Origin of the sequence: Streptomyces sp. NPDC006368, assembly GCF_040612535.1 — a bacterium.
In the GTDB taxonomy this organism is placed as follows: domain Bacteria; phylum Actinomycetota; class Actinomycetes; order Streptomycetales; family Streptomycetaceae; genus Streptomyces.
Genome location: NZ_JBEXQK010000095.1, coordinates 1 through 4,170, shown reverse-complemented (window position 1 = coordinate 4,170; position 4,170 = coordinate 1). Strand labels below are relative to the sequence as shown.

The following is a 4,170-nucleotide window of genomic DNA, read 5'->3' as shown; positions in this document are numbered from 1 at the left end:
TGCCTTCCGGCACCGCCGAGTGGGCCTGACCGGATATCCGGCCCTGGACGTGCTTGGCGAACATGAGACTCCTCCATGGGCGCGTACGCGTCGTGCCAGTCGGGTGAGTGTGTGAGGGTGCGGCGGGGCAGGCGCAGCCCCGATGCACCGTTCCGGAGAGGCCGGGGGCCGCGGTGCTGGTAGCGGGTCAGGCCAGGGTGAGGACGAGCTTGCCGCGCTGGCTGCCGGTTTCCAACAGCCGGTGCGCTTCGGCAAGATCCGCCAGCGTGAAGCGGCGGGCGATGGGCAGGTCCAGGTCGCCGCGGGCAGCGAGGTCGGCGATCGCCACGGTCGCAGGCTCGGGCCCGCACCAGTCCAGTTCGAGAACCGCAGCGCACTTTGCCACGACGTTGATGCTGGTGACCTGCGAGGCGGTCCAGGCGCCGAGCGCTTCGGAGTGCACCGCGACGACGTCTCCGACGGCAAGCGGTCTCGGTGGTTGGTCTCGTCTCATGCCCGGATGCTAGCTAGTGCCACATCAGGCAACGTTCGCCCCGCTGTGAGGTCCTGCCTGTCGACGGATTCGGCCGCTGCGATAATCGACCGATGGCCATCATCGAACGCCCTATGCCGCCCCTGAACGCCGACGAGCGCACCACGCTCGAAAGCTGGCTCGACTTTCATCGCACCACCCTCGCCATGAAGTGCGAGGGCCTGGACGATGAGAAGGCCGCCGTCGCATCCGTGCCGCCGTCCGCCTTCACACTGACCGGCCTCGTCCAGCACATGGCGGAGGTGGAGCGGAACTGGTTCCGCCGAGTGTTCGCCGGAGAACAGGCCCCACCCATCTACGACCCGCAGGCTGACCCCGATGGCCCCGACGGGGGCTTCGAGCTGGCCGAGGGCGCCACCCTGCGCGACGCTCTGGCCACCTGGCACGCGGAGATCGCCCGCGCCCGCAAGCACTGCGCCGACCGCGCTCTGACCGACACCGGCCGCTTCATGGAGCAGGACGTCAGCCTCCGCTGGATCTACGTCCACATGATCGAGGAGTACGCCCGCCACAACGGCCACGCCGACCTGCTCCGGGAACGCATCGACGGCACCACCGGCGTATAGCGCTTCCGGATCAGGCAGTGTTGGCCCGGTCGACGACGGCGCGTAGGCGCCGGTCGTCGGCGTGGCGGTTCCGCCAGATGACGTAGCGGCGGATCATGCTGCCCTGTTCCTTGTGGTCAGCATGGTCCGTGCCGTCGAGCGTGAAGTAGCGCAGGGCCGTGAACTGGGCCTCGATCCGGTTCCACCAGGAGGAGTTCGTCGGGGTGTAGGCGAATTCGACGTTGTTCGCCGCCGCCCAGGTGCCGACCCGCTGGCACTTCTTCGTGGTCAGGTGCGGGGAGAAATTGTCACAGATGATGGCGATCCGCACCTCCGTTGGGTAGAGCGTGCGCAGGTAGCGGCAGAACTCCAGGAATTGAGTGCGCTTCTTGACCGGCTTGATGTGGCCGTAGAGCTTGTCCTTGGCCAGGTCCAGGGCGGCGAACAGGTGCCGTACTCCGCCGTATCGGTGGTAGGTCGCCCTGCGCCGTCGGCGTGGGTCACGGTCAGAGTCCTTGTGCCTGCCGCCGCGGTCGGCCCACTGCCGCCCGGGGTGGGGGATCAGGTTGAGCGGCCCGAACTCGTCCATGCAGAAGATGATTTCGGGCTCGCCCTCCTCGGGTATGACCTCGCCGTCGGCGATTGCGTAGAGGTGCTCGACGCGGGCCTTCTTGGCCGCGTAGTCGGGGTCGCGGGAGGTCTTCCAGGTCTTCAGGCGTTGAAAGGAGACGTCCTCCTCGCGGAGCAGGATGCGCTACCCGGACGTGCGCCCCCTTGTCCACCTCTGCTACCCGGCCCGTTTCTCCTTGCCACAGCGCCTTCCGGCCGCCGATCAAACTGCGGTCAAGGGGGTGCGTGATATAGGAGCCCGCCGCCCGTGGCGTGCGCCTGTGTGGTGCGCCGGCACCGATGGCGCGCACCGCGATGGACAGTCCGGCGCGCGCACTACACGACAGTGAGGCGCACTGGGTGCGCGCCGGTCGGTGCGGGGTGCGCATCAAGGGCCTGGTCACGCCGACGGCCTCCAGTTGGCGCAGGGTCTCGGCGACGTCCTCGTGGTCCTCGGTGAGGAACTGCTGCGCGAAGTCGATGACGGCGCGGGCGATGCCCTCCGCCGTGTCCGGCCCGGCCTGCGCCCAGATCCGCAGCGAGGTCACGAAGACGCGCCCGAGGGCCTCCAGGGCGAAGGTGTCCGCGCACGGCTCGCCCGCCTCCGGGCTGGGCAGTGCCGTGACGGGACGACGATCCGTTCGACGACGTCGACGAGCAGCTCGGGCATCCGCGGCTCGCCGCTGGCGAACTCGCGGGCGGCTTCGACGTCGTCGGCCTGGACGGCCCGGAGGTAGCTGAACGCGCTGATGGCCGCGTCCGGGGTCCTCGGGACGAGCGGCATGGTGGTGGTGGGCATGATGGCTCCTCACATACGGGACGCCGCGCCGATCGCGGCGGCCTCATAAGCGATCTTCAGAGCGGATGCCTGTGGATAGAGTCCGCGCACCGACCGGTGAGCGGACTCGCCTGGCCGGCGCCTGCGTTGCCCTTGTCCAGGTCCGCTACCTGCGACATTCCACCCCATTCCAGCAGGGAGAAATCTCCGTCCCGCGACGCTGCGCGACGGCTCGGGGAAAAGCCGCTGCCGCCTGGGGCGTGCCGCTGGGAGACTGCGGGGATGACCACGCAGCGACTGCCGTTCCCGGTCCCGGACAAACGCGCGCACCACTTCGTCGCCAGCTACGCCGACATGCACGGCCTCGTTGAGGACCTGGTCGTGCCCACCGGCGTGCCCGAGGCCGTGGTGACCGTGCTGCGTACGGCCCGCGAGCTGCTGCGCCAGTCGTACTACTGCTACGAGTTCTCCACCGTGGCGGTCATGCACTCCCTGATCGCGGTGGAGATCGTGCTGCGCGCTCGGATCCCGGGCGCCGGCAAGAAGCCGCTGCAGAAGCTCATCGAGCAGGGCGCCGCCGCAGGGATTCTGACGGCCCGGCAGGCGGAGTACCTCAACTACGGTCGGCAGATCCGTAACCGCATGGCGCACGGCCAGACGACGCACGCGGCGATGCCGCCGGCCATGGCGGTGCCGATGGTGATGACCTCGTTCACGATCGTCTCTGAGCTCTGCGCCGCATCCGCCTGACGATCACGGGTCGGTAACGGCGCTCAGTGGAGTGTCACACCGTTGTCTTTCGCCGCACCTCTAGCAAGTGACGGGGTCCTTCCGTCCGGACCCCCGCGCCACCTGTGTGAGGAGCCTTGTCATGACGTACACCAGCAGCGCCCGCCAGCCCGGCCCGGAGCCCCGCCCGCCCTGGCCAAGGGGTCCTGAACGGCCTTCGGGCGGCCCGGAATCCAGTGCCGTGAACGGTGCCGTGAACGATTTGGGCGTCGTCCCGATCACCGCAGCTCACACCGTCCGCCAGGGGTCCTCCTGGCACGCTGACACCTCTCTCCCTTCCCCTGAGACGTCGGCGAAGGGGAAGAGGTCCACTCCCACGGCCGGGAAGGTGCGGGCCGATGCGCTGCGGATGCTGGGGGCGTGCGGATAGCCACGGTCCGGCAGATGGCTCAAGTGATCACGGCGGAGGATGCCGACGGCCGGTCGTACGTGCGCAGGGCGATGAACAAGCTGGCGGAGCTCGGGTTGGCGGAGACGAACGGCAGGGCCGGACGGCACCCGATCTGGAACTTGACCCCGGCGGGGCAGAAGGCTCTGGCCGACGGCAACGAGCTGCCTCCCCGACCGAAGGCCGGCACCGGAGCGAAGGCCGTTCGAGCCGGGTTCGGTCCGCACGGTGTCGCGGTGACGGACATGATCCTCGCCTACGGCGGCCGCAAGCACCTGACCGACTGGCAGGCGGAGGTCAACCACGCCATCAAGCAGACCGGCCTCAGCTTCAACACCGACGCCGTCCCTCGCATGGCCGACCAAGACCAGCGAGGTGCGCCTCTTCGAACTCGACAACGGCACCATGTCCCAGGCCCGCCTCGCAACGGAGGTGGTCGTGCTCGACGGCGACGACCTGGGGCGGCTGTCGCGCCGCGCCGCCGCCCGCCGGGTCGCCCTGCTGCACCAGCAGGCCCCCGCCGTACCCG

At 69.2% G+C, this 4,170-nt stretch carries 4 protein-coding genes and 3 pseudogenes; 4 read left to right on the top strand and 3 right to left on the bottom strand.

Features of this window, described 5'->3' with window-relative positions; all coding sequences use genetic code 11:
- Positions 1-187 precede the first annotated feature (187 nt).
- Positions 188-493 (bottom strand): zinc-binding dehydrogenase, encoded by a 306-nt coding sequence (locus tag ABZZ38_RS30300; RefSeq protein WP_356745729.1) that lies wholly within the window; start codon positions 491-493, stop codon positions 188-190.
- 92 nt (positions 494-585) lie between these two features.
- Between ABZZ38_RS30300 and ABZZ38_RS30295 the strand changes: the two genes are divergently transcribed.
- The gene (locus ABZZ38_RS30295; RefSeq protein ID WP_356745727.1) at positions 586-1,098 is read left to right on the top strand and encodes a DinB family protein; all 513 of its coding nucleotides are present in this window, start codon (positions 586-588) and stop codon (positions 1,096-1,098) included.
- 10 nt (positions 1,099-1,108) lie between these two features.
- Here ABZZ38_RS30295 and ABZZ38_RS30290 read toward each other — a convergent pair.
- Both ABZZ38_RS30290 and ABZZ38_RS30285 read right to left on the bottom strand, forming a co-directional pair.
- Positions 1,109-1,868, bottom strand: a pseudogene (locus ABZZ38_RS30290) (transposase); the annotation flags it as partial.
- A 362-nt stretch (positions 1,869-2,230) separates the two neighbouring features.
- The gene (locus ABZZ38_RS30285) at positions 2,231-2,485 is read right to left on the bottom strand and encodes a hypothetical protein (RefSeq protein WP_356745725.1); all 255 of its coding nucleotides are present in this window, start codon (positions 2,483-2,485) and stop codon (positions 2,231-2,233) included.
- Positions 2,486-2,746: 261 nt separating this feature from the next.
- Between ABZZ38_RS30285 and ABZZ38_RS30280 the strand changes: the two genes are divergently transcribed.
- The 3 genes and pseudogenes from ABZZ38_RS30280 to ABZZ38_RS30270 form a co-directional block, all read left to right on the top strand.
- Entirely contained in the window at positions 2,747-3,214 is a 468-nt protein-coding gene (locus ABZZ38_RS30280; RefSeq protein WP_356745723.1) for a hypothetical protein, read from the top strand.
- 423 nt (positions 3,215-3,637) lie between these two features.
- A pseudogene (locus ABZZ38_RS30275) lies at positions 3,638-3,943 on the top strand (replication-relaxation family protein); the annotation flags it as partial.
- Between the two features lie 133 nt (positions 3,944-4,076).
- Positions 4,077-4,170: pseudogene (locus ABZZ38_RS30270) on the top strand (ABC transporter ATP-binding protein); the annotation flags it as partial.

Bases quoted from the DNA above. Each gene is read 5' to 3' on its own strand.
- ABZZ38_RS30300 (WP_356745729.1), bottom strand. From the start codon at position 493: ATGAGACGAGACCAACCACCGAGACCGCTTGCCGTCGGAGACGTCGTC.
- ABZZ38_RS30295 (WP_356745727.1), top strand. From the start codon at position 586: ATGGCCATCATCGAACGCCCTATGCCGCCCCTGAACGCCGACGAGCGC.
- ABZZ38_RS30285 (WP_356745725.1), bottom strand. From the start codon at position 2,485: ATGCCCACCACCACCATGCCGCTCGTCCCGAGGACCCCGGACGCGGCC.
- ABZZ38_RS30280 (WP_356745723.1), top strand. From the start codon at position 2,747: ATGACCACGCAGCGACTGCCGTTCCCGGTCCCGGACAAACGCGCGCAC.